Annotated in this window: 24 protein-coding genes; 17 read left to right on the plus strand and 7 right to left on the minus strand. The window is 69.1% G+C overall.

Features of this window, described 5'->3' with window-relative positions:
- The first annotated feature begins 24 nt into the window (after nt 1-24).
- From E8D38_RS03940 to E8D38_RS03950, 3 genes are all read left to right on the plus strand, one after another.
- Nucleotides 25-1,026 carry an AAA family ATPase gene (locus tag E8D38_RS03940; RefSeq protein ID WP_140626440.1) on the plus strand — a complete coding sequence of 334 codons (1,002 nt, stop codon included), beginning with the start codon at nt 25-27 and terminating at the stop codon, nt 1,024-1,026.
- Between the two features lie 110 nt (nt 1,027-1,136).
- Nucleotides 1,137-2,699 (plus strand): methyl-accepting chemotaxis protein, encoded by a 1,563-nt coding sequence (locus E8D38_RS03945; protein WP_140626441.1) that lies wholly within the window; start codon nt 1,137-1,139, stop codon nt 2,697-2,699.
- Between the two features lie 23 nt (nt 2,700-2,722).
- Nucleotides 2,723-3,664: a 5'-nucleotidase gene (locus E8D38_RS03950; RefSeq protein ID WP_140626442.1), complete on the plus strand. Its 942-nt coding sequence runs from the start codon at nt 2,723-2,725 to the stop codon at nt 3,662-3,664.
- A 24-nt stretch (nt 3,665-3,688) separates the two neighbouring features.
- On the opposite strand, the gene E8D38_RS03955 is transcribed toward E8D38_RS03950, so the two are convergent.
- Entirely contained in the window at nt 3,689-4,444 is a 756-nt protein-coding gene (locus tag E8D38_RS03955; RefSeq protein ID WP_140626443.1) for a Crp/Fnr family transcriptional regulator, read from the minus strand.
- A 190-nt stretch (nt 4,445-4,634) separates the two neighbouring features.
- Here E8D38_RS03955 and E8D38_RS03960 point away from each other — a divergent pair, with 190 nt between their 5' ends.
- The 8 genes from E8D38_RS03960 to E8D38_RS03995 all read left to right on the plus strand — a co-directional run bounded on the left by E8D38_RS03960 (nt 4,635) and on the right by E8D38_RS03995 (nt 13,379).
- The gene (locus E8D38_RS03960) at nt 4,635-6,581 is read left to right on the plus strand and encodes an AMP-dependent synthetase/ligase (protein ID WP_140626444.1); all 1,947 of its coding nucleotides are present in this window, start codon (nt 4,635-4,637) and stop codon (nt 6,579-6,581) included.
- A gap of 38 nt (nt 6,582-6,619) precedes the next feature.
- On the plus strand, nt 6,620-7,450 hold the full coding sequence (locus E8D38_RS03965; RefSeq protein ID WP_140626712.1) for an ABC transporter ATP-binding protein: 831 nt from the start codon (nt 6,620-6,622) through the stop codon (nt 7,448-7,450).
- 20 nt (nt 7,451-7,470) lie between these two features.
- Nucleotides 7,471-8,400: a branched-chain amino acid ABC transporter permease gene (locus tag E8D38_RS03970; RefSeq protein WP_140626445.1), complete on the plus strand. Its 930-nt coding sequence runs from the start codon at nt 7,471-7,473 to the stop codon at nt 8,398-8,400.
- 13 nt (nt 8,401-8,413) lie between these two features.
- Nucleotides 8,414-9,490, plus strand: a complete 1,077-nt coding sequence (locus E8D38_RS03975) for a branched-chain amino acid ABC transporter permease (protein ID WP_140626446.1) — start codon at nt 8,414-8,416, stop codon at nt 9,488-9,490.
- 63 nt (nt 9,491-9,553) lie between these two features.
- Nucleotides 9,554-10,891 carry an ABC transporter substrate-binding protein gene (locus tag E8D38_RS03980; RefSeq protein ID WP_140626447.1) on the plus strand — a complete coding sequence of 446 codons (1,338 nt, stop codon included), beginning with the start codon at nt 9,554-9,556 and terminating at the stop codon, nt 10,889-10,891.
- Nucleotides 10,892-10,986: 95 nt separating this feature from the next.
- Nucleotides 10,987-11,793: an ABC transporter ATP-binding protein gene (locus tag E8D38_RS03985; protein ID WP_140626448.1), complete on the plus strand. Its 807-nt coding sequence runs from the start codon at nt 10,987-10,989 to the stop codon at nt 11,791-11,793.
- Nucleotides 11,794-11,817: 24 nt separating this feature from the next.
- On the plus strand, nt 11,818-12,108 hold the full coding sequence (locus tag E8D38_RS03990) for a hypothetical protein (RefSeq protein WP_140626449.1): 291 nt from the start codon (nt 11,818-11,820) through the stop codon (nt 12,106-12,108).
- Nucleotides 12,105-13,379 carry a phenylacetate--CoA ligase family protein gene (locus E8D38_RS03995; protein ID WP_140626450.1) on the plus strand — a complete coding sequence of 425 codons (1,275 nt, stop codon included), beginning with the start codon at nt 12,105-12,107 and terminating at the stop codon, nt 13,377-13,379. Before E8D38_RS03990 ends, E8D38_RS03995 begins: the two co-directional genes overlap by 4 nt.
- Before the next feature lie 27 nt (nt 13,380-13,406).
- On the opposite strand, the gene E8D38_RS04000 is transcribed toward E8D38_RS03995, so the two are convergent.
- Complete coding sequence (locus tag E8D38_RS04000) at nt 13,407-14,840, minus strand: sensor domain-containing diguanylate cyclase (protein WP_140626451.1); 1,434 nt, start codon at nt 14,838-14,840, stop codon at nt 13,407-13,409.
- Between the two features lie 179 nt (nt 14,841-15,019).
- Between E8D38_RS04000 and E8D38_RS04005 the strand changes: the two genes are divergently transcribed.
- From E8D38_RS04005 to E8D38_RS04020, 4 genes are all read left to right on the plus strand, one after another.
- Nucleotides 15,020-17,725 carry a xanthine dehydrogenase family protein molybdopterin-binding subunit gene (locus E8D38_RS04005; protein ID WP_181178914.1) on the plus strand — a complete coding sequence of 902 codons (2,706 nt, stop codon included), beginning with the start codon at nt 15,020-15,022 and terminating at the stop codon, nt 17,723-17,725.
- Complete coding sequence (locus tag E8D38_RS04010) at nt 17,722-18,252, plus strand: (2Fe-2S)-binding protein (RefSeq protein WP_140626453.1); 531 nt, start codon at nt 17,722-17,724, stop codon at nt 18,250-18,252. Before E8D38_RS04005 ends, E8D38_RS04010 begins: the two co-directional genes overlap by 4 nt.
- A complete protein-coding gene (locus tag E8D38_RS04015) occupies nt 18,249-19,244 on the plus strand; it encodes a hypothetical protein (protein WP_140626454.1) in 996 nt (331 codons plus the stop codon). The genes E8D38_RS04010 and E8D38_RS04015 overlap by 4 nt, the downstream gene beginning before the upstream one ends.
- A gap of 151 nt (nt 19,245-19,395) precedes the next feature.
- Nucleotides 19,396-20,370 (plus strand): tripartite tricarboxylate transporter substrate-binding protein, encoded by a 975-nt coding sequence (locus tag E8D38_RS04020; protein ID WP_140626455.1) that lies wholly within the window; start codon nt 19,396-19,398, stop codon nt 20,368-20,370.
- A 61-nt stretch (nt 20,371-20,431) separates the two neighbouring features.
- Here E8D38_RS04020 and dtd read toward each other — a convergent pair whose 3' ends face one another.
- Genes dtd through tyrS form a run of 3 tightly spaced genes read right to left on the minus strand, consistent with a single transcriptional unit; the run spans nt 20,432 to nt 22,991 of the window.
- On the minus strand, nt 20,432-20,869 hold the full coding sequence (gene dtd / locus E8D38_RS04025) for a D-aminoacyl-tRNA deacylase (protein ID WP_140626456.1): 438 nt from the start codon (nt 20,867-20,869) through the stop codon (nt 20,432-20,434).
- The gene (locus E8D38_RS04030) at nt 20,869-21,786 is read right to left on the minus strand and encodes a cation diffusion facilitator family transporter (RefSeq protein ID WP_140626457.1); all 918 of its coding nucleotides are present in this window, start codon (nt 21,784-21,786) and stop codon (nt 20,869-20,871) included. The genes dtd and E8D38_RS04030 overlap by 1 nt, the downstream gene beginning before the upstream one ends.
- 14 nt (nt 21,787-21,800) lie before the next feature.
- Nucleotides 21,801-22,991, minus strand: a complete 1,191-nt coding sequence (tyrS, locus tag E8D38_RS04035; RefSeq protein WP_484208162.1) for a tyrosine--tRNA ligase — start codon at nt 22,989-22,991, stop codon at nt 21,801-21,803.
- Nucleotides 22,992-23,277: 286 nt separating this feature from the next.
- Between tyrS and E8D38_RS04040 the strand changes: the two genes are divergently transcribed.
- Nucleotides 23,278-24,645 carry a M23 family metallopeptidase gene (locus E8D38_RS04040; RefSeq protein WP_140626459.1) on the plus strand — a complete coding sequence of 456 codons (1,368 nt, stop codon included), beginning with the start codon at nt 23,278-23,280 and terminating at the stop codon, nt 24,643-24,645.
- Nucleotides 24,646-24,721: 76 nt separating this feature from the next.
- Nucleotides 24,722-25,846, plus strand: a complete 1,125-nt coding sequence (locus E8D38_RS04045) for an anhydro-N-acetylmuramic acid kinase (RefSeq protein ID WP_140626460.1) — start codon at nt 24,722-24,724, stop codon at nt 25,844-25,846.
- Nucleotides 25,847-25,895: 49 nt separating this feature from the next.
- On the opposite strand, the gene erpA is transcribed toward E8D38_RS04045, so the two are convergent.
- Both erpA and E8D38_RS04055 read right to left on the minus strand, forming a co-directional pair.
- Nucleotides 25,896-26,267: an iron-sulfur cluster insertion protein ErpA gene (gene erpA / locus E8D38_RS04050; RefSeq protein WP_140626461.1), complete on the minus strand. Its 372-nt coding sequence runs from the start codon at nt 26,265-26,267 to the stop codon at nt 25,896-25,898.
- A 34-nt stretch (nt 26,268-26,301) separates the two neighbouring features.
- Nucleotides 26,302-26,703, minus strand: a complete 402-nt coding sequence (locus E8D38_RS04055) for a bactofilin family protein (protein WP_140626462.1) — start codon at nt 26,701-26,703, stop codon at nt 26,302-26,304.
- Between the last annotated feature and the right edge of the window lie 34 nt (nt 26,704-26,737).

A 26,737-nucleotide genomic window follows, 5' to 3' on the forward strand; every position in this document is an offset into this window, starting at 1 on the left:
CTGGGTGTTTTTCGGAGGTTCAGGATGAGCACCACGACCGATCTTGTTCCCGTGCAGCGTGCCGGCGGCAGCATACCGATCGCGCTGATGCGCAGCGTCTTCCGCGTGGGCGACGTCGAGCGCCGGCTCGAGAAGCTGCCCAACAAGGAACACGAGAACCTGCGCGCCACCTACGAGCGCATGCTCGAGAAGGGGCCCGAGCGCTTCCAGGTCAAGCCCTCCGGGCTGCCGGCCATGGAGCATCTGTACGACGAGCTGCCCAACTTCCACGAGGTGCTCGACGACGTGAAGCGGCAGCTCGCGCTGTGCCAGGACAGCCGCGACGCGCTGGAGATCACTCCGATGCTGCTGCTGGGCCCGCCCGGCGTGGGCAAGACGCACTTCGCGCGCGAGATCGCGCAGCTGCTGGGCACCGGCATGGGTTTCGTTTCCATGAGCTCGCTCACCGCCGGCTGGGTGCTGTCGGGCGCTTCGAGCCAATGGAAGGGCGCGCGTCCGGGCAAGGTGTTCGAGACACTGGTCGACGGGCAATATGCCAACCCGGTGATGGTGGTCGACGAGATCGACAAGACGAGCGGCGAACAGACCTACGACCCGCTCGGCTCGCTGTACAGCCTGCTCGAGCACGACACCGCCGGTGCCTTCATCGACGAATTCGCCGAGGTGCCGATCGACGCGAGCCAGGTGATCTGGGTGGCCACGGCCAACGACGCGCGCGCGATCCCCGACCCCATCCTCAACCGGGTGAACGTCTACGAAGTGCAGATGCCCGATGCCGATGCGGCCCGTCGCATCGCCGCCAAGCTGTACCGCAGCATTCGCGCCGACCACGACTGGGGCAGCCGCTTCGCGCCCGAACCCGAGGCGGCGGTGCTCGACCGCCTGGCCGACCTGGCGCCGCGCGAAATGCGCCGCGCCTGGGTGGCGGCCTTCGGCAATGCCAAGCTCGCGGGGCGTGACACCGTGATGGTGCAGGACCTGCCGGCCCCCGGCGGCAAGCGCTCGCCGATCGGTTTCGTGCAGTAAGGCGCTGCGTTTCGACATGGCGCTTGAGCCATGTCAAGAATCCCCCCAAGGAGGGGTCAAGGACGCCTGGCCTGCGCCGATGTTGCGGACATCCTTCAGGGAGAACCCGAATGTCCGTGATCCGGAACCTCAACATCGGCCCGCGCCTGGGCCTGGGCTTCGGCCTGCTGCTGGTGCTGCTGGCGGTCGCCTTGGGCCTGTCCGTGACGCGCATGGCGCAACTGGGCGACACCATCGGCCTCATCGTCGGCGAAGAATGGGCGAAGGCCGGCGCCGCCGCCACCATCGACACCACGACGCGTGCGAATGCCCGGCGCACCATGGAACTCTTCTTCGTGCGTGACGCGGCGCATGCCGCCAGCGTGCGGGAGCGCATCAGCCACAACAAGAAGATCATCGACGAGGCTCTCGCCACGCTCGACCGCCTGGTGCACCGTGAAGACGCCAAGGCGGTGCTGGCCGAGCTGAAGATCAAGCGACGCGCCTACGTAGCGTCCTTCACCCGGGTGGACCAGTTGCTGGCCGCGGGCCACCGCGACGACGCCGAGCACCTGCTGCAGCAGGAAACGCTGCCGGCCATCGACGCGCTGCAGGTGCATGTGGCCGCACTCGTGTCGCTGCAGAACAAGGTGGCCATGGAGGCGGGTGCCGCCGCGCAGGCCAGCGTGGAGCGCACCAGCACCATGCTGTGGGCGATCGGCGCGGCCCTGCTGGCGCTCGGCACCGCCGCCGCATGGTGGTTGTCGCGCAGCATCACCCGCCCGCTGGAGGCGGCGGTCAAGGTGGCCGAAACCGTGGCCGCCGGCGACCTGGGCTCGTGCATCGAGGTCACTTCGCGCGACGAGACCGGCCGGCTGATGCAGGCGCTGCAGGCCATGAATGCGAGCCTGGCCCGGGTGGTGGCGCAGGTGCGCGACGGCAGCGAGAACATCGCCACCGGCTCGACGCAGATCGCCAGCGGCACCACCGACCTGTCGCAGCGCACCGAGGAACAGGCGGCCAACCTGCAGCAGACCGCCGCCTCGATGGAGCAGCTGGCCAGCACGGTGGCGCAAAGCGCACAGGCGGCCCACGCAGCCAGCCGCATGGCGGTGCAGGCCAGCGAAGCGGTCGCGCAGGGCGGCGAAGCGGTGAGCCGGGTCGTCGGCACGATGGAGGAGATCACCGCCGCCAGCCGCCGCATCGGCGACATCATCGGCGTGATCGACAACATCGCCTTCCAGACCAACATCCTGGCGCTCAATGCCGCGGTGGAGGCGGCGCGCGCCGGCGAGCAGGGCCGCGGCTTCGCGGTGGTGGCATCGGAGGTACGCAACCTTGCCCGGCGCAGCGCAGAAGCAGCGCGCGAGATCAAGGGCCTCATCGGCACCAGCGTCGAGAAGGTCGAGGCCGGCAGCGTGCAGGTGAGCGAGGCCGGCCGTGCGATGCAGGGCATCGTGTCGCAGGTGCGGCAGGTGAGCGAGCTCATCACCCAGATCAGCAGCACGGCGGCCGAGCAGACACAGGGCATCGAGCAGGTCAACCAGGCGGTGTCGCAGCTCGACCAGGTGACCCAGCAGAACGCCTCGCTGGTGGAAGAAAGCGCCGCCGCGTCCGAAAGCCTGAAGGAGCAGGCCGGCCGGCTGGTCGAGTCGGTGCGGGCGTTCCGCCTGGGCGGCCTGCAGGCCGCCTGAGCCAGGCATCTATCATTCGGCGCATGCCCGCCACCCTGGACGGCCAGCTGGTCGTCGCCATCTCGTCACGCGCCCTGTTCGACTTCGAGGAGGAGAACCTCCTCTTCGAGTCGGCCGACGACCGCGCCTACATGCAGCTGCAGCTCGACCGGCTCGACCAGCCGGCACGCCCGGGCGTCGCCTTCTCGCTGGTTCGCAAGCTGCTGGCCTTCAACACGCCCGACCAGCCGCCGCGGGTCGAGGTGGTGATCCTGTCGCGCAACGACCCGGTGTCGGGCATGCGGGTGTTCCGCTCGGCGCAGCATTTCGGCCTGCCGATCCAGCGCGGCGTGTTCACCCGCGGCGCGTCGCCCTACCGCTACCTGAAGCCGCTGCACGCCAACCTGTTCCTGTCGGCCAACGAAGCCGACGTGCGCTCGGCGCTCGAAGCCGGCGTGCCGGCCGCGCGGGTGGCGCCCAACGCGGCGCGTGCATCGGCCGAGCATCCGAACGAAGTGCGCATCGCCTTCGACGGCGACGCGGTGCTGTTCTCCGACGAGTCCGAGCGCATCTTCCAGAGCGGCGGGCTCGACGCCTTCCAGCGCAACGAGGCCGACCTCGCCGCCAAGCCGCTGGCCGCCGGCCCGTTCAAGCCGCTGCTCGAGGCGCTGCAGAAGCTGCAGCAGGCCGGCACCGAGCGCATGCACATCCGCACCGCGCTGGTCACCGCCCGCAGCGCGCCGGCGCATGAGCGCGCCATCCGCACGCTGATGGACTGGCACATCGAGGTCGACGAGGCGATGTTCCTGGGCGGCCTGCCCAAGGGTGAGTTCCTGCGCGAGTTCGAGCCGGACTTCTTCTTCGACGACCAGACCCGCCACGTGGAGCACGCGGCCAACCATGTGCCGGCCGGGCATGTGGCCGCGGGCGTGACCAACCTGCTCGACGCCGCGGCGGCCGCCGCGACCGCGGCCCCGGTCAGGTAGCCGCCGGCTGCGCGGCCGGCTGGATCATCGCCGCGCTTCCCTGGCCGACACCACCTTGCGGCGCAAGCCCTCCAGGTCGAGCACCCGCAACCCGCCGTATTCGATGCGGATGAGCCCGCCCTGCTGCAGCACATGCAGCGCCTCGTTCACCCGCTGGCGCGACAGGCCCACCAGGTAGGCCAGCTCCTGCTGGGTGATGCGCAGCATCTGGCCCACGCCCGGATACAGCGTCGGATGGAACAGCGCCGCCAGGCTGCGGGCCACCCGCGAGTCCGGGTCGTTCATGCGGTCGATCTCGCGCGCCGCGATGAACTGGCCCAGCCGTTCGTTGAGCTGGTTGAGCACGAAGCGGTTGAACGGGATGCTGGTCTCCAGCAGCCAGTGGAAGGTGTCGATCGGCAGGCCCGCCACCACGCTCTTGCGCAGCGCCAGCACGTTGTAGCGGTAGGCCTCGCGCTTGAGCAGCGTGCCCTCGCCGAACCAGCCGCCCGGCGGCAGGCCGGCGAAGGTGACGCTGGCGCCGTCGGTGCTGTCGTTGCTCATCTTGAGCAGGCCGTCGACCACGCCGAACCAGAAGTTGGCCTGCCGGCCGATCTTGCAGACGATCTCGCCGACCTCGGCGTCGGCCACCTGCAGCTCGTTGACGACCCGCTCGCGGCCCTCGCCTTCGAGCACCGCGAGCCACGGCACCATGGCGAGCTCCGCGTCGGTGGCCGGACGGGCGCGCTGCCGCAGCGGCGGCACGCGAAGGACGTTGGCGGTGGAGTCGATGACGGGCATGCGGTTCGAACGCTCGCGGGCCGAATGACGCTGCAATGACAGTCGCGCCCCGGGAAAGCCCCCCTCGGGGTGTCCCTAGGATTGTCGGCACAACGACAACCGGGCGTCAAACATCTCTCTAAGCTGTGGACCAACAACAAGCACAGGCACCGACCTGCTGCCGGCGAAGCACACAGCCAAAGGAGACGTGGTGGAAGCGACCTTCCCACGATTGCTGCTGCGGCATGCAGCACAGCGCCCCGACGCGCCCGCACTGCGCGAGAAGGAGTTCGGCATCTGGCAGACCTTTACCTGGGGCGCGCTGGCCGAGCTGGTGCGCCACATGGCCTGCGGCCTGGCGGCCGCCGGCCTGCAGCGCGGGCAGCACCTGGTGGTGGTGGGCGAGAACCGGCCCAGGCTGTATGCCGGCATGCTGGCCGCGCAGTCGCTGGGCGCCATCCCGGTGCCGCTGTACCAGGACGCGGTGGCCGCCGAGTTCGTGTTCCCGCTCAACAACGCCGAGGTCGCCTACGCGATCGTCGAAGACCAGGAGCAGGTGGACAAGCTGCTCGAGGTGCGTGGCGACTGCCCCGGACTCGCGCACATCTGGTTCGATGATCCGCGCGGCCTGCGCAACTACAAGGAGCCCGGGCTGGCGTCGATCGACGCCCTGGTCGACGACGGCCGGCGGCATGAGGCGCAGCACCCGCAGTTCTACCTGCAGGAAGTGGCCAAGGCCATGCCGGGCGACGTGGCTGCGATGTTCTTCACCTCGGGCACCACCGGCAACCCCAAGGGCGTGGTGCACACCCATGCCAGCCTGCTCGACCGCGCGCAGGCCGGAACCCGCTTCGACAAGCTGAGCGCCGCCGAGGAGGTGCTGGCCTACCTGCCGCCCGCCTGGATCGGCCAGAACTGCTTCTCGTATGCGCAGTGGCTGGTGTGCGGCTATGTCGTCAACTGCCCGGAGTCGTCGAGCACGGTGAGCATCGACCTCAAGGAGATCGGCCCGACCTACTACTTCGCGCCGCCGCGCATCTTCGAGGGCCTGCTCACCAGCGTGATGATCCGCATGGAAGACGCCGGCGCCCCCAAGCGCTGGCTGTTCAACCGCTTCATGGACGTGGCCCGGCGGGTGGGCCCGGCGCGCATGGACCGCAAGCCGGTGGGCGCGCTCGACAACCTGCTCTACGCGCTGGGCAACGTGCTCATCTATGGCCCGCTGCGCAACACGCTGGGCCTGTCGCGGGTGCGCGTGGCCTACACCGCCGGCGAAGCGATCGGCCCGGACCTCTTCACCTTCTACCGCGCCATCGGCATCAACCTGAAGCAGCTGTACGGCTCCACCGAGACCGCGGTGTTCGTCTGCCTGCAGCCCGACCATGAAGTGAAGGCCGACACGGTGGGCGTGCCGATCGAGGGGGTGGAGATCAGGGTGGACGACAGCGGCGAGGTGCTGATCCGCTCGGGCGGCCTGCTCAAGGAGTACTACAAGAACCCGCAGGCCACGGCCGACGTCAAGACGGCCGAAGGCTGGTACCGCAGCGGCGATGCCGGCTTCCTCGATGCCTCGGGCCACCTGAAGATCATCGATCGCGCCAAGGACGTGGGCCGCATCCGCGGCGGCGGCAACGACGGCGCGATGTTCGCGCCCAAGTACGTCGAGAACAAGCTGAAGTTCTTCCCGTACATCAAGGAGGCGGTGGCCTTCGGCGACCAGCGCGAGAAGGTGTGCGCCTTCATCAACATCGACTTCGAGGCGGTGGGCAACTGGGCCGAGAAGCGCAACCTGCCCTATGCCGGCTATACCGACCTGGCCGGCAAGCCCGAGGTCTACGAGCTGGTGCGCGACTGCGTGGCCAAGGTCAACGCCGACCTCGCCGCCGACGAACGGCTCGCGGGCAGCCAGGTGAGCCGCTTCCTGGTGCTGCACAAGGAACTCGATGCCGACGACGGCGAGCTCACCCGCACCCGCAAGGTCCGCCGCGGCTACATCGGCGAGAAGTACGCGGTGCTGGTGGACGCGCTGTACGGCGGCAAGGCCTCGCAATACATCGAGACCCAGGTGAAGTTCGAGGACGGCCGCACCGGCATGGTGTCGGCCGAGCTGCGCATCGCCGATGCGCCCACCCATCCCGCCGTGAGGAGGGCTGCATGATGGCCGCCACCACCGCACTGCGCTCCGCCGGGGCCGACATGCCGCTGCACGAGGCGGTGGACGCGGCCAACGACTCGCGCCCCAGCGCCGTACGCCGCGCCGGCGACGTGATCCTCGACGTGCAGAACATCTCGCTGTCGTTCGGCGGGGTCAAGGCGCTCACCGACATCAGCTTCAACGTCCGCGAGCACGAGATCCGCGCCATCATCGGCCCCAACGGCGCCGGCAAGAGCTCCATGCTCAACTGCATCAACGGCGTGTACACGCCGCAGCAGGGTTCCATCACCTTCCGCGGCCGGACGTTCAAGCACATGAACTCGCGCCAGGTGGCCGAGATGGGCGTGGCCCGCACCTTCCAGAACCTGGCGCTGTTCAAGGGCATGAGCGTGCTCGACAACATCATGACCGGGCGCAACCTGCACATGAAGCGCAACCTGTTCTGGCAGGCCCTGCGCCTGGGCCCGGCCGAGCGCGAGGAGATCGCGCAGCGCGAGTTCGTCGAACGCATCATCGACTTCCTGGAGATCCAGGCCCACCGCAAGACGCCGGTGGGCCGGCTGCCCTACGGCCTGCAGAAGCGGGTCGACCTCGGCCGCGCGCTGGCGATGCAGCCGCAGGTGCTGCTGCTCGACGAGCCGATGGCCGGCATGAACGTCGAGGAAAAGCAGGACATGTGCCGCTTCATCCTCGACGTGAACGACGAGTTCGGCACCACCATCGTGCTGATCGAGCACGACATGGGCGTGGTGATGGACATCTCCGACCGGGTGGTGGTGCTCGACTACGGCAGGAAGATCGGCGACGGCACCCCGGACGAGGTGCGCAGCAATCCGGAGGTCATCAAGGCCTACCTGGGCACGAGCCACTGAAGGGCGAAGGACGCAACGAAATGGGCTTCTTCCTCGAAACTCTCATCGGCGGCCTGATGGCGGGCATGCTGTATTCGCTGATCGCGCTCGGCTTCGTGCTGATCTTCAAGGCCAGCGGCGTCTTCAACTTCGCGCAGGGTGCGATGGTGCTGTTCGCCGCACTGGCGATGGCGCGCTTCGCCGAGTGGCTGCCCGGCTGGACCGGCATCGAGAGCAGGCTGTTCGCCAACGTGGCCGCCTTCGTGCTCGCGATGGTGGTGATGGTGGTGGTGGCCTGGCTGATCGAGCGGCTGTGCCTGTCGAAGCTGGTCAACCAGGAGGGCATCACGCTGCTGATGGCCACGCTGGGCATCACCTACTTCCTCGACGGCTTCGGCCAGACCCTGTTCGGCTCCAACATCTACAAGATCGACGTCGGCATGCCCAAGGACCCGGTGATCCTGGCCGAGAACGTGTTCCAGGGCGGCATCCTCATCAGCAAGGAAGACCTCTACGCCGCGCTGATCGCCGCGGCCCTGGTGCTGGTGCTCACGCTGTTCTTCCAGAAGACCGCCACCGGCCGCGCGCTGCGTGCGGTGGCCGACGATCACCAGGCGGCGCAGTCCATCGGCATCCCGCTCAACCGCATCTGGGTCATCGTGTGGAGCGTGGCGGGTTTCGTGGCGCTGGTGGCCGGCATCATCTGGGGCAGCAAGCTGGGCGTGCAGTTCTCGCTGTCGCTGGTGGCACTGAAGGCGCTGCCGGTGGTGATCCTCGGCGGCCTGACCTCGGTGCCCGGCGCCATCATCGGCGGCCTGATCATCGGCGTGGGCGAGAAGCTCTCCGAGATCTACATCGGCCCCATGCTGGGCGGCGGCATCGAGATCTGGTTCGCCTACGTGCTGGCATTGCTGTTCCTGCTCGTGAGGCCCCAAGGGCTGTTCGGCGAAAAGATCATCGACCGGGTGTGAGAGGGAGAACAGCATGCTCTACCGCGAAAACGGCCAGTTCAAGACCAGCTACCGCGCCGACCAGCAGATCTTCCCGATCCTGCAGGACCGCATCGCCATCCTCGGCCTGCTCATCATCGCCTTCGTCGTGGTGCCGCTGTCGGCGCCCGAGTACGCGTTCCGCGCCATCCTGATCCCGTTCCTGATCCTTTCGCTCGCCGCGCTGGGCCTCAACATCCTGGTGGGCTACTGCGGGCAGATCTCGCTGGGCACCGGAGCCTTCATGGCGGTGGGCGCCTATGCGGCCTACAACTTCCAGATCCGCATCGAGGGCATGCCGCTCATCGCCTCGCTGCTGCTGGGCGGCCTGTGCGCCACCGGCGTGGGCGTGCTGTTCGGCATCCCGTCGCTGCGCATCAAGGGGCTGTACCTCGCGGTGGCCACCCTGGCCGCGCAGTTCTTCGTGGACTGGGCCTTCCTGCGCATCAAGTGGTTCACCAACGACTCGCCGTCGGGCTCGGTCAACGTGTCCAACCTGCAGGTGGCCGGCATCCCGATCGAAAGCCCGGTGGCCAAGTACCTGTTCTGCCTGGTCTTCGTGGCGGTGTTCGCGCTGCTGGCCAAGAACCTGGTGCGCAGCGCCATCGGCCGCGAATGGATGGCCATGCGCGACATGGACGTGGCCGCCGCCGTCATCGGCATCCGGCCGGTGTACGCCAAGCTGACCGCATTCGCGGTGAGCTCCTTCATCGTGGGCGTGGCCGGTGCGCTGTGGGGCTTCGTCTACCTGGGCTCCTGGGAGCCGGCGGCGTTCTCGATCGACCGATCGTTCCAGCTGCTGTTCATGGTCATCATCGGCGGGCTGGGTTCGATCATGGGCAGCTTCTTCGGCGCCGCCTTCATCGTCATCCTGCCGATCTTCCTGGACCAGGCCCTGCCCGCGCTCGGCGCGATGGTGGGCCTCAACTTCGACACCGCCACGGTGAGCCATGCGGTGCTCATGATCTTCGGTGCGCTGATCGTGTTCTTCCTGATCGTCGAGCCGCACGGCCTGGCGCGGCTGTGGTCGATCGGCAAGGAGAAGCTGCGCCTCTGGCCGTTCCCGCATTGATTCCGTGTTGATGACCCGCACCGAAGAGTGCATTCGAAAACCCCCGAAGAAGGAGACAGGCAAATGAAACTCAAGTCACTCGCCCTGGCGGCCGCCACCGTGGCCGCCTTCGCAGGCGGCACGCTCGGCACGACGGGCGCGCTGGCCCAGGCGAAGGAACAGTTCTTCCCCGTGCTGTCCTACCGCACCGGCCCGTATGCACCCAACGGCGTGCCCTGGGCCAACGGCTACGTCGACTACCTCAAGCTGGTCAATGCCAAGGGCGGCATCAACGGCGTGAAGATCGTCTTCGAGGAATGCGAGACCGGCTATGACACCGGCAAGAGCGTCGAATGCTATGAGCGCCTGAAGGGCAAGAACGGCGGCGCCTCGCTGTTCCAGCCGCTGTCCACCGGCGCCACCTTCGCACTCACCGAAAAGGCCCCGGGCGACAAGATCCCGCTCATCACCGCCGGCTACGGCCGCAGCGAAAGCCAGGACGGCGGCGTGTTCAAGTGGAACTTCCCGCTCATCGGCACCTATTGGGTGGCCGCGGATGCGCTGGTGCAGCAGATCGGCAAGAAGGAAGGCGGCCTCGGCAAGCTGTCGGGCAAGAAGATCGCGCTGGTCTACCACGACAGCCCCTACGGCAAAGAGCCGATCCCGCTGCTGCAGGAACGCGCCAAGCTGCACGGCTTCGAGCTGCAGCTGCTGCCGGTCACCGCCCCGGGCGTGGAGCAGAAGTCCACCTGGCTCCAGGTGCGCCAGAGCCGGCCTGACTACGTGCTGCTGTGGGGCTGGGGCGTGATGAACTCCACCGCCATCAAGGAGGCCCAGGCCACCGGCTATCCGCGCGAGAAGATGTACGGCGTGTGGTGGGCGGGTGCCGAGCCTGACGTGCGCGACGTGGGCGACGGCGCCAAGGGCTACAACGCCGTGACCATGCAGCACGGCGCTGAGCCGAACTCCAGGTTCGCGCAGGACGTGCTGGCCCTGCTGCACGGCAAGGGCCAGGGCACCGGCCCCAAGGAAGAGGTCGGCTCGGTGCTCTACATGCGCGGCGCCATCTCCGCGATGCTGGGTGTGGAGGGCGTGCGGCGCGCGCAGGAGCGTTTCGGCAAGGGCAAGGTCATGACCGGCGAGCAGGTGCGCTGGGGCCTGGAGAACCTGGCGCTCGACCAGAAGAAGCTCGACGCCCTGGGCTTCGCCGGCGTGATGCGCCCGGTGAGCACCAGTTGCGCCGATCACCTGGGCGCCAACTGGGCCCGGGTGCACACCTGGGACGGCGCGAAGTGGAACTTCACCTCCGACTGGCTGCAGGCCGACGAGCAGATCATCAAGCCGATGGTCAAGGCGACGGCCGACAGGTACGCGGCGGAGAAGAAGCTCTCGCGCCGCACACCCGAGGACTGCCAGACATAGCCCACCCCGCAGCGCCGGCGCGCCCCCTCGAGGGTCCGCGCCGGCAGACCGGCGACGCCGGATCCGCGGCCCGTACTTGAATCCAGCGAGTTTGTATGTCCAACGTTCTGCTCAACGTCAACGGCATCGAGGTCATCTACAACCACGTGATCCTCGTGCTCAAGGGCGTGTCGCTGCAGGTGCCCGAGGGCCGCATCGTGGCGCTCCTGGGTGGCAACGGCGCGGGCAAGACCACCACGCTGCGGGCGGTGAGCAACCTGCTCGCGGGCGAACGCGGCGAGGTCACCAAGGGCAGCATCGAGCTGCGCGGCGAGCGCATCGAGAAGCTCTCGACCGCGGACATGGTGGACCGCGGCGTCATCCAGGTGATGGAGGGGCGGCACTGCTTCGCCCACCTCACCATCGAGGAGAACCTGATGACCGGCGCCTACACCCGCCGCGACGGCAAGGCCGCGGTGGCGCAGACGCTGGAGAAGGTCTACACCTACTTCCCGCGGCTGAAGACGCGCCGCGCTTCGCAGGCGGCCTACACCTCGGGCGGCGAGCAGCAGATGTGCGCCATCGGCCGCGCGCTGATGGCCAACCCGAAGATGGTGCTGCTCGACGAACCGTCGATGGGCCTGGCGCCGCAGATCGTCGAGGAGGTGTTCGAGATCGTGAAGGACCTGAACACCCGCGAGAAGGTCACCTTCCTGCTGGCCGAGCAGAACACCAGCATCGCGCTGCGCTATGCCGACTACGGCTACATCCTCGAGAACGGCCGGGTCGTGATGGACGGCGAGGCCAAGGCGCTGCGCGAGAACGAGGACGTGAAGGAGTTCTACCTCGGCATGGGCGGAGGCGACCGCAAGAGCTTCCGCGACGTGAAGAGCTACAAGCGCAGGAAGCGCTGGCTGGCCTGAACCCGCGCACCCAGGGAGAACACCATGGACGACTTCTTCGCCCCACCCCCTTTCAAGCCCGACGAGGCGCTGGTGCAGCTCAAGCGCTCGCTGCGCGACCTGCGCGCGCTGGCCGAGCGCGGCGCCGGCTTCGAGCTGAAGGGCCAGCCGGTCGTCGAGCTGGCGGTCGACGGCGCGGCGATCCGCGCCCGCATCGCCCGGCGCCCGGCCCGCAGCCCCGAGTGGGAGGCCCGCGTGCTGAAGAACAGCGCCGACGTGCGGCAGTTCACCGCCGACATGAAGAAGCGCCTCGAGCAATGGAGCGGCGACGAATGACCACCCCTCACGCCCCGTACTACGACGCGCTCGAAACGCGCGACCCGGCCGAGCGCGAGGCCGCGCTCATGGCCGCGCTGCCGGCCCAGGTGGCCCATGCGCAGGCCGGCACGGCCGCCTTCGGCGAGATCCTGCAGGGCGTGGATGCGCGCGGCACGAGCTCGCGCGCCGCGCTGGCGAAGCTGCCGGTCACGCGAAAGCATGAGCTGCTCGAGCGCCAGCAGGCGCAACGCGGCACCGACGTCTTCGGCGGCTTCTCGGCCGTGGGCTGGCGCGGGCTGCAGCGGCCCGGCGGCGCCCGGCGGGTCTACCAGTCGCCCGGCCCGGTGTACGAACCCGAGGGCGCCGCCGCGGACTACTGGCGCATGGCGCGTGCGCTCTATGCCGCCGGCTTTCGCGCAGGCGACCTGGTGCACAACAGCTTCAGCTACCACCTCACGCCGGCCGGCTCGATGATGGAAACCGGCGCGCATGCGATCGGCTGCACCGTGTTCCCCGGCGGCGTGGGCAATACCGAGCTGCAGCTGCAGGCGATGACCGAACTCAAGCCGCACGGCTACATCGGCACGCCCAGCTTCCTCAAGATCACCCTCGAAAAGGCCAGCGAGCAGGGGCTCGCGCTGCCGTCTCTCAAGAAGGCGCTGTGCAGCGGCGAGGCGTTTCCGCCGAGCCTGCGCGAGGTGTTCCGCGAACGCGGCGTCGACGGCTTCCAGTGCTACGGCACCGCCGACCTGGGCCTCATCGCCTATGAAACCGCCGCCCGCGAAGGGCTGGTGCTCGACGAGCAGGTCATCGTGGAGATCGTGCGCCCGGGCACCGGCGACCCGGTGCCCGACGGCGAGGTCGGCGAGGTGGTGGTGACCACGCTCAACCCCGACTACCCGCTGATCCGCTTCGGCACCGGCGACCTGTCGGCCATGCTGGCGGGCACCTGCCCGACCGGCCGCACCGCGCCGCGCATCAAGGGCTGGATGGGACGCGCCGACCAGACCACCAAGGTGCGCGGCATGTTCGTGCACCCGGGCCAGGTGGATGCGGCCGTCAAGCGGCACCCCGAGGTGCGCCGCGCCCGCCTGGTGGTGAGCGGCGAGATGGCCAACGACCAGATGCTGCTGCGGGTCGAGGTGGCCGGTGCTCCCGAGGGCCTGGCAGCGCGCCTGGCCGAGAGCCTGCGCGACGTCACCAAGCTGCGCGCCGAGGTGGAGCTGGTGGCGCCGGGCAGCCTGCCCAACGACGGCAAGGTGATCGAGGACGTGCGGTCGTACCGGTGAGCGGTCCGCGCGGCCGGCCGACGCAGGCTACTCGGAAGCCCGCCGGTCGATGCCCCGGGTCGCGTACATCTCGCGCTTGTCGGCGTACATGCGGGCATCGGCCCGGTGGATCACCGTCTCGAGCCGCTCGCCTTCGCGGCTGGCCGCCACGCCGATCGAGAACGACAGCGGGCGCCGCGTGTGTTCGAGGTTGTGCTCGGCCAGCGCGTCGCGCAGGCGCCGGGCCAGCACCATGCCTTCGTGTTCGCTGCTGCCGGGCATGAGCAGCGCGAACTCGTCGCCGCCGGTGCGCGCAGCGGTGAACGGGCCCTGCACGAAGGCGCCGATCACGCCGCCCGCGCGGCGCAGCAGCTCGTCGCCGGCGGCATGGCCATGGCTGTCGTTGGCCGACTTCAGGCCGTCCAGGTCCATCACCAGCACCGTCACCGGCCACACGCATTGCTGCTCGAGACGCTGGATCTCACCGCTGAAGAAGGCGCGGTTGCACAGGCCGGTCAGCGAGTCGTGGGTGCTGAAGTAGGCAAGGTCGGCCTCGGCGCGCTTGCGGGCGGTGATGTCGATGAGCGAGACAAGCGTCTGGTCCCAGTGCTGCTCGTGGCCGGGCAGCACCGAGAACTGCAGGTACACATGCATCGCCCGGTCGTCGAGCGCATGCACCAGCGCCTCGCGCTGGTGGCGCAGCCGGCCTTGCCAAAGGTCCACCAGCAGCTCGCCGAAGACCGAGCGCATCTCGTCGCGGAACACGCTGCCCAGCCGGCCGAGCAGCGAGGCCTTGTCTTCGGCCCCGAACATCGCGAGCGTACGGCGGTTCACGTCGACCACCCGCACCGCCTTCATGCAGCGCACGGCGAAGCCCGGCTGCATGGCCATCACCGTCCGCGGGTCGGCGCCTGCGCCATGCGCCAGCCGCGCGTCCTCGATGAGCTGGAACACGCCGCTGAAGTCCATCGCCCACAGCGAAACCGGCGAGTGCTCGAACAGGCTGCGCGCATGCTGCTCGGCACGCACCCGGTCGCTCACGTCTTCGAGCGCGACCAGCACGCGGTCCCAGCGCTCTTCGTGGCCGGGCAGGATGCTGGCGTTGAACAGCATCACCAGCCGCTCGCCCGACAGCGTGTAGTTCACCGTTTGCGTGGAAAGCCGCAGCCGGCCGTCCCACAGCTGGCCGAGCTCCTCGACATAGGCGCTCAGCATGTCGTCGCGCAGCACGCGGTGCAGGTTGTCGGACAGGTGCTGCAGGTCGCGGGCGCCGTACAGGGCCAGGGTGCGCTGGTTGACGCGCAGCACCTTGAGGTTGCGGGTGCACTCGGCAATGCGCTCGGGGTGGGCGCACAAATGCGCGCGCAGGTCGACCACGCCCTCGGCACGCCAACGGTCGAACAGCACCTTCAGCCCGCTGTAGTCTTCCAGCCATAGCGATACCGGCGCCAGCTCGAACATGTCGGCATACAGGTCGACCATCGCTGCCTTCCCCTGTGGTTCTTCGCGGAATTCTCGCGGATAGCCCGCGGACGACAGCGTGCTGCCTTGCACGGTTTGCCGCTTGATGTGGCGTTGGCCCGCTGCTAGGCTCCTCGCCCACCTGCATGTGCGTTCATGCGTGCGGCAGGTCACAACACAAGCAAAGGGGAGGGTCGTCCGTGGCAAGCACGTTCGAGCTGTCCAGGCGCGAGTTCATCGGCTCGATCGGCGCTGCCGGTCTGACGGTGGTGTTCAACCGGCTGGCGCTGGCCGCCCCGCCCGACAGTGCGGCCGGCGGCTGGAGCGGCCCGCCCGGCCGGGCGCGCTATCGCATCGAGGGCGTTCCCAAGGTCACCGGCCAGAAGATCTACGCACGCGACTTCCGCTCGCGCGACATGCCCGGCTGGCCGGTGCAGGAGCGCATGGCGATGATCCTGCGCGCCGACCGGGTGGACCGCAGCTTCAGCAGCATCGACCTGTCGATGCTGCCGCCGCCGCTGCAGCCTCAGCGGGTGGTCCTGCAGGCCGACCTGCAGGCCGACGACATCACCGCGCCGAGCGCCGCCACCCCGCCCGCCGGCTGGCCGGCCGGCCTGCTGGCCACCGCCGGCCAGCGTGCCACCTACCTGGGGCAGCCGGTGGCCATCCTGCTGTTCAAGGACTTCGACAGCTGGCGGCGGGCCAAGCGGCTGCTGCAGTTCAACCCGCAGGTGGTGGTGTACGGCGCCGACGTGCCCGCGCCGCCGATGCCGGCGCCCTACCCGCCCACCACCTACCTGACCCGGTTCGCGGACGCGGCGGGCGAGCAGTTCTCGCAGGTGAAGGACGGCTACAGCAACCCCCATGCGCAGCCGCCCACCAAGGTGGACGAGCAGGCACGCCAGTGGCGAGAGCGCATCGCCGCCGAGTTCAGCCGGCCGGGCGTGCGCAGCTTCGGCGGCGAGTATTCGACGCAGGTGCTCGACCCGATGTTCATGGAGCCCGAGGCCGGCCTCGCCTGGTTCGACCGCTCCGGCACCGGCACGATGAACCTCGTGCTCGGCACCCAGGCCACCAACGGCGACCTGGGCACCACGCTCGGTCTCTTTGCCGCCACGGGCTGCCCCTTCAAGGTGAGCACCGTGGTGCTGAACTCCTGCTACCCGGGCGGCGGCTTCGGCGGGCGCGACGTGTCGGCCTTTCCGCCGCTGCTGGCCCTGGCCGCCGCCTATGCCGACGGGCCGGTGCGCATCGCCCAGGACCGCTACGAGCAATTCCAGTCGGGGCTCAAGCAGCTCGACTCCAGCGTGCGGCAACACCTCGCGGTCGATGCCGCCGGCCGCTTCGTGGCGCTCGAGAGCCGGCTCGAGCTGCGTGCCGGCGGCAACAACAACTACAGCCAGTGGGTCGCGGAGCTGGCCGGCTATTGCGGCGCCGGCGGCTACGACATCCGCAAGGCCGCCGTCGACGCGGTGGCCCGGCCCACCACCGGCGTGGTGGCCGGCTCGATGCGCGGCTTCGGCGGGCCGCAGGCCAGCTTTGCGCTCGAATGCCTGGTCGACGAAGTGGCGCAGGCTCTGCGGGTCGACGCGATCTCGCTGCGCGAGCGCAACGTGCTGCACCAGGGCCAGCACACGGTGACCGGCGCGCCGTTGTCGCAGGAGATGAAGCTGGCGGAGATCTGCCGCCGCGCGCGTGCGCACTCGCTGTGGCGCGACCGGTCGCGCGAGAAGGCCCGACGCCGGCGCGGCAGCGGCCGGCTCTATGGCGTGGGCTTCGCGCTGGCCAACCAGGCCTACGGCACCGGCACCGACGGCGTGATGGCCGAGGTGCAGATCGCCGCCGACGGCCGGCTCATGGTGCGCAGCAACTGCGTCGACATGGGCAACGGCTCGGCCACCACGCTGGCCTTGTGCACCGCCGGCTTCGCCGGCAGCAATGCCGCGTCGGTGGGCATGGGCGAAGCGGCCTACTTCGTGCAGCCGCTCGGCTTCGACCCCGGCATCCAGGGGCCGGCCTGGGACAACCCGCGCTGGACAGCGTCGTTCTCGATGTCTTCGAGCGCCTGCCTCACCGCCTTTCACCAGGCGCACGTGGCCGAGCAGGCGACCCGCGTGCTGTTCGAGACCGCGCTGCTGCCCGCCGCCGCGCGACTGTGGGGCATGGACGCGGCCGCGCTGCGCGGCCGCACCCATTGGCGCGACACCCGGCTGGCCGCCCCCGGCCTGGCGCCGCTGCCGCTGTCGGCCCTGGCCGCGCAGGTCTACGAGAGCGCCCTGCCCGCCGCGGCCATGACGCACGCGGTGTACCAGGCGCGCTGGGTGAGCGCCGACTACCGGGTCGGCAGCTGGGAGGGCACCCTGCCCATCGACGGGCTGTCCACGCGGCCGGCCGGCAGCAGCAGTTGGCAACGCCACGACCGCACCCGCACGCAGCCACCGCCCCCGGGTGCCAACCTCTACGGTCGCAGCCTCTACGCACCTTCGGGCGCGCTGGCGGCGGTGGAGATCGATCCGCGCGAAGGCACGGTGAAGGTAGTGGAGGTGCAGTCCTTCCTCGACGCCGGCCGGGTGCTGCAGCCCGACCTGCTGGAAGGCCAGTCGCAGGGCGGCGTCGCCATGGGCATCGGCTATGCGCTGCTCGAGGACATCCCGCTGCTGGACGCCGGCGGCGGCAACGGCCGGTGGAACCTCGACCGTTACCACGTGGCCCTCGCGGGCGACGTACCGCTCGGGCGCATGCGCCTGGCGGTGCTGCCCAGCCGCGAAACCACCGGCAAGGGCATTGCGGAAGCGGTGCTGTGCCCCATCGCCCCGGCGATCGCCAATGCGGTCGCCTTCGCCACCGGGCACCGTTTCCGTTCGTTGCCCATCACCGCGCAAGAGGTCCGGGAGGCCCTGAAATGACGGACGACGACAAGCGGGTCGCGGTGACGATCCGCATCAACGGCCGGCCGGTCCGGCGCGAGGTGCCCGCCGACCTCGCGCTCATCGACCTGCTCCAGGAAGACCTCGGGCTCACCGGCACCAAGTTGTGCTGCGGCATCGGTGTCTGCCGTGCCTGCACGGTGGCGGTGGCGCAGCAGCCCGGCGCCCTGCCCCAGCCGCTGCTGGCCTGCTCGACGCCGGCCGCGCTGCTCGACGGGCAGGATGTCACCACCGTCGAGGGGCTGGCCGAGGCGGGGCAGCTGTCGCGCCTGCAGCAGGCCTTCCTCGACCACTTCGCCTTCCAGTGCGGCTACTGCACGCCGGGCTTCCTGATGGCCGCCACGATGCTGCTGCAACGGCTGCAGGCAGCGCCGGTGGCGCGCGAGCGGCTCGATGCCGCGATCGCCGACGCCTGCGGCGCGCATGTGTGCCGCTGCACCGGCTACGAGCGCTATTACGCCGCCATCCGCTCGGTGGTGCTGTCGCAGGAGGGGCTGGTCCGATGAAACGCCTGTTCATCCTGCTGGGCGCGGCCCTGCCGCTGCTGGCCGCTTCGGGCGGGCTGCAGGCGCAGTCGCTGGTCGAATACGGCCGGGCCTGCGCCATCCAGGTGGCGCCCATCCCGCCCTTCGACTGCGCCGCCGGCGTGCTCGTGCCCATCACCGTGGACGGCGGGCGCACGCCCGAGCGCTACACCAGCGGCATGAGCTGCGACCGTCCTTCGCTGCTGCGTCCCGAAGGCGACGAGAAGACCGACGGCCAGTGCGTGCCCAACTCGCGCGCACTGGTGCTGCGCGACGACGACCGTGCACAGATCAGCGCCTTCTGCCGGCAGAAGATCATCCGCCCGGCCGGCACCCACCTGTACGACGAGATCGACATCGTGGCGCACAACGTGCGCACCGGCAGCACCTGCTGGTTCCAGGCCAGCGCGCCGCTGCCGCTGCGCGCCGACCGCGGGGTGGACGGGCGCCGCGTGCCGCCGCCGCACCTGGCCAGACCGCTGCCCGGCTACCCGGCCGCGCAGCACTTCTGGAACGCGCCGAAGCAGGTGGCCGACGCGATGTGCGTGCGCTGCCACGACAGCGGCCCGTTCATGTACAGCCCCTTCATCGCCCAGACCGGCGCGCTGCCGGGCGACCCGTTCGGGCCCTACAAGAACGACGTCGGCGAGGCCTTTCGCCGCTGGCCCCAGCCGTTCGGCGTCAGCACCCGCGGCAACACCTGCACCACCTGCCATCGCATCGGCAACATGAACAGCTGCCAGGTGGCCATGTACGAAGCGACCGGCGCCCTGCGCAGCCCCGGCCTCGACGAATGGGGCACGAAATTCCCGCAATCGCACTGGATGCCACCCGGCGCGCTGCACAGCCACGCGCAGTGGAACACCGCCTATGCCGACAGCGTGAAGCAGCTGGCGGCCTGCTGCCAGAACCCGCAGGCGCCCGGCTGCCTGGTCGAACGCTATGCGCCCCGGGAGCCTGGATCGCGCAGGTAACACCGCGCGGTGTGGATGTCGGCACAAACCCCAGCGGCTGGTTACGTAGTTCCCGCGATGGCTTTGCGGGGGCGCACGCCTAGCATTCGGGCTTCCGGGGCCATGCTGTGAAGGGATGGGGCCCCAAATCCGTGACAACAGGAGATCCGACATGAAACGCCTGATGCTGGCCGCAGTGGCCGCCCTTGCCGTGACGGGCGCCATGGCGCAGAACTATCCCGGTGACAAGCCGGTGACCATCGTCGTGCCGTTCACCGCCGGCGGCCCCACCGACAAGGTGGCCCGCGACCTGGCCGAAGCCCTGCGCAAGCCGCTGGGTGCCACCATCGTGATCGAGAACGTCGGCGGCGCCGGCGGCACGCTGGGCGCCACCAAGGTGGCCAAGGCCGCGCCGGACGGCTACACGCTGCTGCTGCATCACATCGGCATGGCGACCTCGCCGTCGCTGTATCGCACGCTGCAGTACAAGACGCTCGAAGACTTCGAGTACCTCGGCCTCATCAACGAAGTGCCGATGACGCTGATCGGCCGCCCCACGCTGCCGGCCAACAACTACGCCGAGCTGCTGAAGTGGATCGACGCCAACAAGGGCAAGATCAACCTGGCCAACGCCGGCCTGGGCGCTGCCTCGCACCTGTGCGGCCTGCTGTATCAGAGCACGCTGAAGGTCGACATGACCACCGTGCCGTACAAGGGCACCGCACCGGCGATGACCGACCTCATCGGCGGCCAGGTCGACATCATGTGCGACCAGACCACCAACACCACGTCGCAGATCGAAGCCGGCAAGGTGAAGGCCTTCGCGGTGACCACGCCCAAGCGGCTGACCACGCCTGCGCTGTCGAAGCTGCCCACGCTGGACGAGTCCGGGATGAAGGGCTTCAACGTCAGCATCTGGCACGGCCTGTATGCACCGAAGGGCACGCCCAAGGCCGTGCTCGACAAGGTGAACGCCGCGCTGAAGGTCGCGCTGAAAGATGCCGACTTCCTGAAGCGTGAAGAGGCGCTGGGCGCGGTGGTCGTGACCGATGCGCGTACCAATCCGGCCGACCACAAGAAGTGGGTCGATGCCGAGATCAACAAGTGGTCGCCGGTGATCAAGGCCGCCGGCCAGTACGCCGACTGATCGATCTGCGGCGACACGAGAAGCCACCCTGCCGGGTGGCTTTTTCTTTTGGAGCGCGAGATCAGACCTTGATCGGAATGGTGACCGGCCCGTCGTTGACCAGGTGCACCTGCATGTCGGCGCCGAACTCGCCGGTCTCGACCACCACATGCTGCTCGCGCGCCAGCGCCACCACCCGCTCGTACAGGCGGCGCCCTTCGGCCGGCGGCGCGGCATTGGTGAAGCTGGGCCGGTTGCCGCCGGAAGTGTCGGCCGCGAGCGTGAACTGCGAAACGATCAGCAGGCCGCCGGCGACGTCCTGCACGCTGAGGTTCATCTTGCCGGCTGCGTCGCTGAAGATGCGCAGCTTCAACAGCTTGGCGACCAGCCGGGCGGCACGGGCATCGTCGTCGCCCGCTTCGGCGCACACCAGCACGAGCAGCCCCCGGCCGATGCTGCCGTGCACGCGACCTGCGATTTCCACGCGCGCCTGCGCCACGCGCTGCACCAGGGCCAGCATCAGGGTGTCTCCAGGTGAGTCGGGCCGGGCTCTTCGGCGAGCGGCTCCATGTCCAGCGGCACGAGTTCGATGGTCACGCGCAGGCCGGGCATGGCGTCGATCAGCGCGCGGGCGAGTTCCTCGCGCTCCTTCATGGCCCGGCCCACGCTCCAGGCGGCCGGCACGTGCAGGTGCAGCTCGCAAAAGCGCTGCTGCGCGGCGCGGCGCGTCTTCACGTCGTCGACCCGCAAGCCAGCCGCGTCGGCGCGCTGCTGGCGATAGCGCTGCAAGGTCGCCTCGATGGTCTGCTGCTGCTCGGGCCCGAGGGCATGGTCCATCAACCCGTCGGCCGAGCGGCGCAGCAGCGACGCTCCCTCGCGGGTGATGTTGAGTGCCACGCCGATGGCCAGCAGCGGGTCCAGCCACAGCCAGCCGGTGAGAGGCACCAGCAGCACGCCGGCCACCACGCCGATCGAGGTGTACACGTCGGTCATCAGGTGGCGGGCGTCGGCCTCGAGCGCGATCGAGCGCAGCCGCACGGCCGCGCGTCGCATGAGCACGGCCAGCACGCCGTTGAGCACCGAGCTCGCCACCGACAGCGCCGTCCCCGCGCCGAGCTGCTCCAGCGGCTGCGGATCCATCAGCCGCGGCACGGCGGTCCAGATGATGGCGAGCGACGCGATGAAGATCAGCAGGCCTTCGAGCCCGCTCGAGAAGTACTCCGCCTTGGCATGGCCGAACGGATGGCTTTCGTCGGCCGGGCGAGCCGCCACGGTGACCATCCACAACGCGAACAGCGCCGCCGCCAGGTTGACGAACGACTCCATCGCGTCGGACAGCAGGCCGACCGAACCGGTGATCCACCAGGCGAGCGTCTTGAGGCCGATGGTCGCCAGCGCGACGGCGACCGAAAGCTTCAGGTAGCCGTGGGCCTGCATCCCGGGCGCGTTTCCTAGGCGAGCGTGACGCGCGCGAACTTGCGCTTGCCGACCTGGACCACCATCGTGCCCGCGCCGACCTTGAGCGCCTTGTCGCTCACGGTGGCGCCGTCGATCTTGACGCCGCCCTGGTCGACCATGCGCAAGCCTTCGCTGGTGGACGGCACGAGCCCGGCCTGCTTGAGCAGGGCGCCGATGCCCAGCGGCGCGCCGCTGAGCGACACCTCGGGGATGTCGTCCGGGATGCCGCCCTTGGCTCGGTTGTTGAAGTCGGCCTCGGCCGCGTCGGCCGCCTGCGCGGTGTGGAAGCGGGCGGTGATTTCCTTGGCCAGCAGCACCTTGGCGTCCTTCGGGTTGCGGCCGCCCTCCACCTCTGCCTTCAGCCTGGCGACCTCGGCGGGCGAGCGGAAGCTCAGCAGGTCGAAATAGCGCCACATCAGCGAGTCGCTGATCGACAGCAGCTTGGCGAACATGGTGTTCGGCTCTTCGGTGATGCCGATGTAGTTGCCCTTGGACTTGGACATCTTCTCGACGCCGTCGAGCCCTTCGAGCAGCGGCATGGTCAGGATGCACTGCGGCTCCTGGCCGTATTCGGCCTGCAGGTGCCGGCCCATCAGGAGGTTGAACTTCTGGTCGGTGCCGCCGAGCTCGAGGTCGCTGTTGAGGGCCACCGAGTCGTAGCCTTGCATCAGCGGATAGAGGAACTCGTGGACCGAGATCGGCACGCCGCCCTTGAAGCGGTCGTGGAAGTCGTTGCGCTCGAGCATGCGAGCCACCGTGTAGCGCGAGGCGAGCTGGATCATGCCGCGTGCGCCCAGTGCGTCGCTCCATTCGGAGTTGTAGCGAAGCTCGGTCTTCGCCGGGTCGAGCACCTTGTAGGCCTGGGCGCGGTAGGTCTCGGCATTCGCCTCGATCTGCTCGCGCGTCAGCGGCGGGCGGGTCGTGTTGCGGCCGGAAGGGTCGCCGATCATCGACGTGAAGTCGCCGATGAGGAATATCACCGTATGGCCCAGGTCCTGGAGCTGGCGCATCTTGTTGAGCACCACGGTGTGGCCGATGTGGATGTCGGGCGCGGTCGGGTCGAGGCCCAGCTTGATGCGCAATGGCACGCCGGTTGCATAAGAGCGCGCAAGCTTGTTCAGCCAGTCTTCCTGGGGTAACAGTTCGTCGCAGTTCCGCAGGCTGATCGCCAGCGCCTCCCTCACTTGGTCTGTGATCGGGTACTTGGAAGCAGATGCTGCCGATTCGGTACTGTTGGCCGCGGGAAGGGGCTGAGAAGAAGGCGTCATTGGGGCCTGGCACGGGTTATTACAGGCGAGGCATCGGCAGGCGGCTGGCTATACTCCGCGGCCAATGCGAAGAGGCTGGGATTCTAGTGGCCAACGGCCACGCAGACACCCGGCGGAGCATGCATAAACAGGGGCGCGCCCTGAGGGACCGCAGCAATCGCGGACGGCCAGCGCCCACAACACTTCTTGTGGGAATCGTTGGGTGAATCCTTTGAATTTCGTGGCGCGTAGCGTTTCGCGCGCCGAAGACCTGCTGAAACGCCATCCGCGCCGATTGACAGCCGCCGTCGTGACGGCGCTGCTCGGCACGGCGGTCACCGCCTTCGGCGTGGCGCCCATGGCGCCGGACGCCGCCGACCTTCCGCGGCGCCTGGTGACCGAAAGCGTCACTCCGGCTGACCTATCCGAGCAGCTCGAGGCGCTCGAGCTGCACGAGCTGGAGCTCTACCGCACCGACCTCACCCGCAGCAGCGACACGGCCGACAGCCTGTTGCGCCGTCTGGGCGTGGACGACCCGGAAGCGGCCGCCTTCCTGCGCACCGATGTCACCGCCCGCCGCCTGCTCGAAGGCCGCGCGGGCAAGATGGTGCAGGTGCAAACCGAGAACGGCCGGCTGGCCGAGCTGGTCGCCCGCTCTCCGGCGGCCGACGCCAGCCAGTTCAACACCCATTTCACGCGCCTCACCGTCGGCCGCGACGCCGCCGGCCTGCATGCCAAGGCCGAGCAGATGCCGCTGCAGGCCGAAGTTCGACTCGGCTCGGGCACCATCCTGAGCTCGCTGTTCGCAGCCGCCGACGAGTCGCGCATCCCCGACTCGGTGACGGTGCAGATGGCCGAGTTGTTCTCGGCCGACATCGACTTCCGCCGGGAGCTGCGCCGCGGCGACACCTTCAGCGTGCTCTACGAGGCGCTCACCGCCGACGGCGAGCCGATCACCTGGAACCAGGCGGCCGGCCGAGTGCTGGCAGCCCAGTTCGTGAACGGCGGCAAGAGCTTCGATGCGGTGTGGTTCCAGGAACCGGGCAGCAAGGGCGGCTATTTCGGCCTCGACGGCCGCAGCAAGCAGCGCTTCTTCCTCGCGTCGCCGATGGCCTTCTCCCGCGTGACCTCGGGCTTCGCGATGCGCCTGCATCCGATCCACAAGACCTGGCGGGCACACCTGGGCGTGGACTACGGCGCCCCAACCGGCACGCCGGTGCGGTCCGTGGGCGACGGCGTGGTCGACTTCGCCGGCGTGCAGAACGGCTACGGCAACGTGGTGGTGGTGCAGCACCCGGGCAACCGGCAGACGCTGTATGCCCACCTGTCGCGCATCAACGTCCGCAAGGGCCAGCGTGTGAGCCAGAGCGACACGGTGGGCCTGGTGGGCGCCACCGGCTGGGCCACCGGCCCGCACCTGCACTTCGAGTTCAAGGTGGGCGGCAAGCAGGTCGACCCGATGACCATCGCACGCAGCTCCGAAGCCGTGACCATTTCTGCCGGCGCCCGCGCGCGTTTCACCGAAACGGCCGCCGCGGCCCGTGCCCAGCTGACGGCCGCTCCCGCCGTCGCATCGGCCCGCATCGAGTGAGCCGGCCGCCCGTCAAGCTTCACCAAAGCCCGCCTCGGCGGGCTTTTTTGCGACCGGGACCGACTAGCATCGCGCGATGGATCAAGAGCTCTACATCGGCCTGATGTCCGGCACCTCGCTGGACGGCGCCGACGGCGTGCTGGCGGGCTTCGACCCGCACGGCGCCCTCACCGTGGTGGCCCATGCGTACCGCGCCTTCGACGGCGACTTCCGCCAGGAGCTGCTGGCGCTCAACACGCCCGGCGAGGCGGCGGCCAGCGGCGGCGAGCTGCACCGGGCGGCCCTCGCCGCCAACCGGCTGGCGAAGGTTTATGCCGACGTCGTGCGAGAGCTGCTGGCGCACAGCGGCGGCCGAAAGGTGGTCGCCATCGGCGCACACGGGCAGACGGTGCGTCACCGGCCGGGCGAGTTCGATGGCATCGGCTACACGCTGCAGCTCAATGCGCCGGCACTACTGGCCGAGCTGAGCGGCCTCGACGTGGTGGCCGACTTCCGCAGCCGCGATGTCGCCGCCGGCGGCCAGGGCGCACCGCTGGTGCCGGCGTTCCACCAGGCCCAGTTCGGGCGTGCAACCGAAACGGTGGCCGTACTCAACGTCGGCGGCATCAGCAACCTGACGGTGCTGCCGGCCGGCGGCGATGCCTGGGGTTTCGATTGCGGGCCGGGCAATGCGCTGATGGACCACTGGTGCGCGCAGCACCTGGGCCAGCCCTACGACGCCAACGGCACCTGGGCCGCATCAGGCCGCCCGGTGCAGGCGCTGCTGGACGCGGCCCTGCGCGACCCGTACTTAGCGCTGTTGCCGCCGAAGAGCACCGGACGAGACCGCTTCAACCCGCCGTGGCTGACAGCCCTGCTGCAATCGCAGCCGCCGGTAGCCCCGGCCGACGTGCAGGCCACCTTGTGCGAGCTGACCGCACGCTGCTGCGCCGATGACGTGCGCCGCCATGCCGCGGCGGCGCGGGAACTGGTCGTCTGCGGCGGCGGCGCCTTGAACGGCGAACTGATGCGCCGCCTGGGCCACCAGTTGCCCGGCGTGAGCGTCGTCCCGTCCGACGCCCGCGGGCTGCCGCCCTTGCAGGTGGAGGCAGCGGCCTTCGCCTGGCTGGCCCGCGCCCACGTTCGGCGCCTGGCGGGCAACCTGCCACGAGCAACGGGGGCCCGCGGACCGCGGGTCCTGGGCGCGCTCTACCCGGCCTGAAAACACAAAAGCCGCCCGAAGGCGGCTTTTCAGCGAGACGGCGGACCGTTCAGACCGAGAAGCTGGACCCGCAGCCGCAGGTCGTGGTGGCGTTCGGGTTCTTGATCACGAATTGCGCGCCTTCGAGGTCGTCCTTGTAGTCGATCTCGGCGCCGGCGAGGTACTGCAGGCTCATCGCGTCGATCAGCAGCGTCACGCCGTTCTTTTCCATCTGCGTGTCGTCGTCGTTGACGATTTCATCGAAGGTGAAGCCGTACTGAAAGCCCGAGCAGCCGCCGCCCTGGACGAACACGCGCAGCTTCAGGTCGGGGTTGCCTTCCTCGTCGACCAGCTCCTTCACCTTGCTCGCGGCGCTATCAGTGAAGACCAGCGGCGGCGGGGGGATGTCATTGGCAACGGGATGTTCTGCGACTGCGTTCATGGGGACTGCTCCTGGGGCGTCTCAACGAGGAAGATCAAGCGTTATTGGACGCCAGTTTGATAACTGCGGGTTGCTCTTCGGCCTTCAAGGGATGAAGCGGGTGCAATCCGCCTTCGATGGTGGCGCCCTGGTGCATTTCGAGCGCCTCGTACCGGACATCGCCCTGGATCCTCGCCTTGGGCTGCAGCTCCAGCAGCTCCGTGGCTTCGACCGGGCCCTGCACGGTGCCGTTGATGATGACATGGCCGGCCTTGACCTTGCCGCACACCCTGGCTTTTTCGCTGATGACGAGGATGCTGCGCTCGCCGCTGGCGGTCACGTCGCCTACCACTTCGCCGTCGATCCGCAGCCCCGCCGAGAAGAGCAGCTCGCCCTTGATGACGGTGCCCTCACCGACGAGCGTGTGAATCGGCGGTTGCTTCTTGATACCGAACATGATGAATCTCCAACGATTGGCGGCACGACTGCTC

It is taken from the genome of Methylibium rhizosphaerae (genome assembly GCF_006386545.1).
In the GTDB taxonomy this organism is placed as follows: Bacteria; Pseudomonadota; Gammaproteobacteria; order Burkholderiales; family Burkholderiaceae_C; genus Pseudorivibacter; species Pseudorivibacter rhizosphaerae.

Excerpts from the sequence above, each read along its gene's own strand:
- E8D38_RS03940 (WP_140626440.1), top strand. The coding sequence starts at position 25 with ATGAGCACCACGACCGATCTTGTTCCCGTGCAGCGTGCCGGCGGCAGC.
- E8D38_RS03945 (WP_140626441.1), top strand. The coding sequence starts at position 1,137 with ATGTCCGTGATCCGGAACCTCAACATCGGCCCGCGCCTGGGCCTGGGC.
- E8D38_RS03950 (WP_140626442.1), top strand. The coding sequence starts at position 2,723 with ATGCCCGCCACCCTGGACGGCCAGCTGGTCGTCGCCATCTCGTCACGC.
- E8D38_RS03955 (WP_140626443.1), bottom strand. The coding sequence starts at position 4,444 with ATGCCCGTCATCGACTCCACCGCCAACGTCCTTCGCGTGCCGCCGCTG.
- E8D38_RS03965 (WP_140626712.1), top strand. The coding sequence starts at position 6,620 with ATGCCGCTGCACGAGGCGGTGGACGCGGCCAACGACTCGCGCCCCAGC.
- E8D38_RS03970 (WP_140626445.1), top strand. The coding sequence starts at position 7,471 with ATGGGCTTCTTCCTCGAAACTCTCATCGGCGGCCTGATGGCGGGCATG.
- E8D38_RS03975 (WP_140626446.1), top strand. The coding sequence starts at position 8,414 with ATGCTCTACCGCGAAAACGGCCAGTTCAAGACCAGCTACCGCGCCGAC.
- E8D38_RS03980 (WP_140626447.1), top strand. The coding sequence starts at position 9,554 with ATGAAACTCAAGTCACTCGCCCTGGCGGCCGCCACCGTGGCCGCCTTC.
- E8D38_RS03985 (WP_140626448.1), top strand. The coding sequence starts at position 10,987 with ATGTCCAACGTTCTGCTCAACGTCAACGGCATCGAGGTCATCTACAAC.
- E8D38_RS03990 (WP_140626449.1), top strand. The coding sequence starts at position 11,818 with ATGGACGACTTCTTCGCCCCACCCCCTTTCAAGCCCGACGAGGCGCTG.
- E8D38_RS03995 (WP_140626450.1), top strand. The coding sequence starts at position 12,105 with ATGACCACCCCTCACGCCCCGTACTACGACGCGCTCGAAACGCGCGAC.
- E8D38_RS04000 (WP_140626451.1), bottom strand. The coding sequence starts at position 14,840 with ATGGTCGACCTGTATGCCGACATGTTCGAGCTGGCGCCGGTATCGCTA.
- E8D38_RS04010 (WP_140626453.1), top strand. The coding sequence starts at position 17,722 with ATGACGGACGACGACAAGCGGGTCGCGGTGACGATCCGCATCAACGGC.
- E8D38_RS04015 (WP_140626454.1), top strand. The coding sequence starts at position 18,249 with ATGAAACGCCTGTTCATCCTGCTGGGCGCGGCCCTGCCGCTGCTGGCC.
- E8D38_RS04020 (WP_140626455.1), top strand. The coding sequence starts at position 19,396 with ATGAAACGCCTGATGCTGGCCGCAGTGGCCGCCCTTGCCGTGACGGGC.
- dtd (WP_140626456.1), bottom strand. The coding sequence starts at position 20,869 with ATGCTGGCCCTGGTGCAGCGCGTGGCGCAGGCGCGCGTGGAAATCGCA.
- E8D38_RS04030 (WP_140626457.1), bottom strand. The coding sequence starts at position 21,786 with ATGCAGGCCCACGGCTACCTGAAGCTTTCGGTCGCCGTCGCGCTGGCG.
- E8D38_RS04045 (WP_140626460.1), top strand. The coding sequence starts at position 24,722 with ATGGATCAAGAGCTCTACATCGGCCTGATGTCCGGCACCTCGCTGGAC.
- erpA (WP_140626461.1), bottom strand. The coding sequence starts at position 26,267 with ATGAACGCAGTCGCAGAACATCCCGTTGCCAATGACATCCCCCCGCCG.
- E8D38_RS04055 (WP_140626462.1), bottom strand. The coding sequence starts at position 26,703 with ATGTTCGGTATCAAGAAGCAACCGCCGATTCACACGCTCGTCGGTGAG.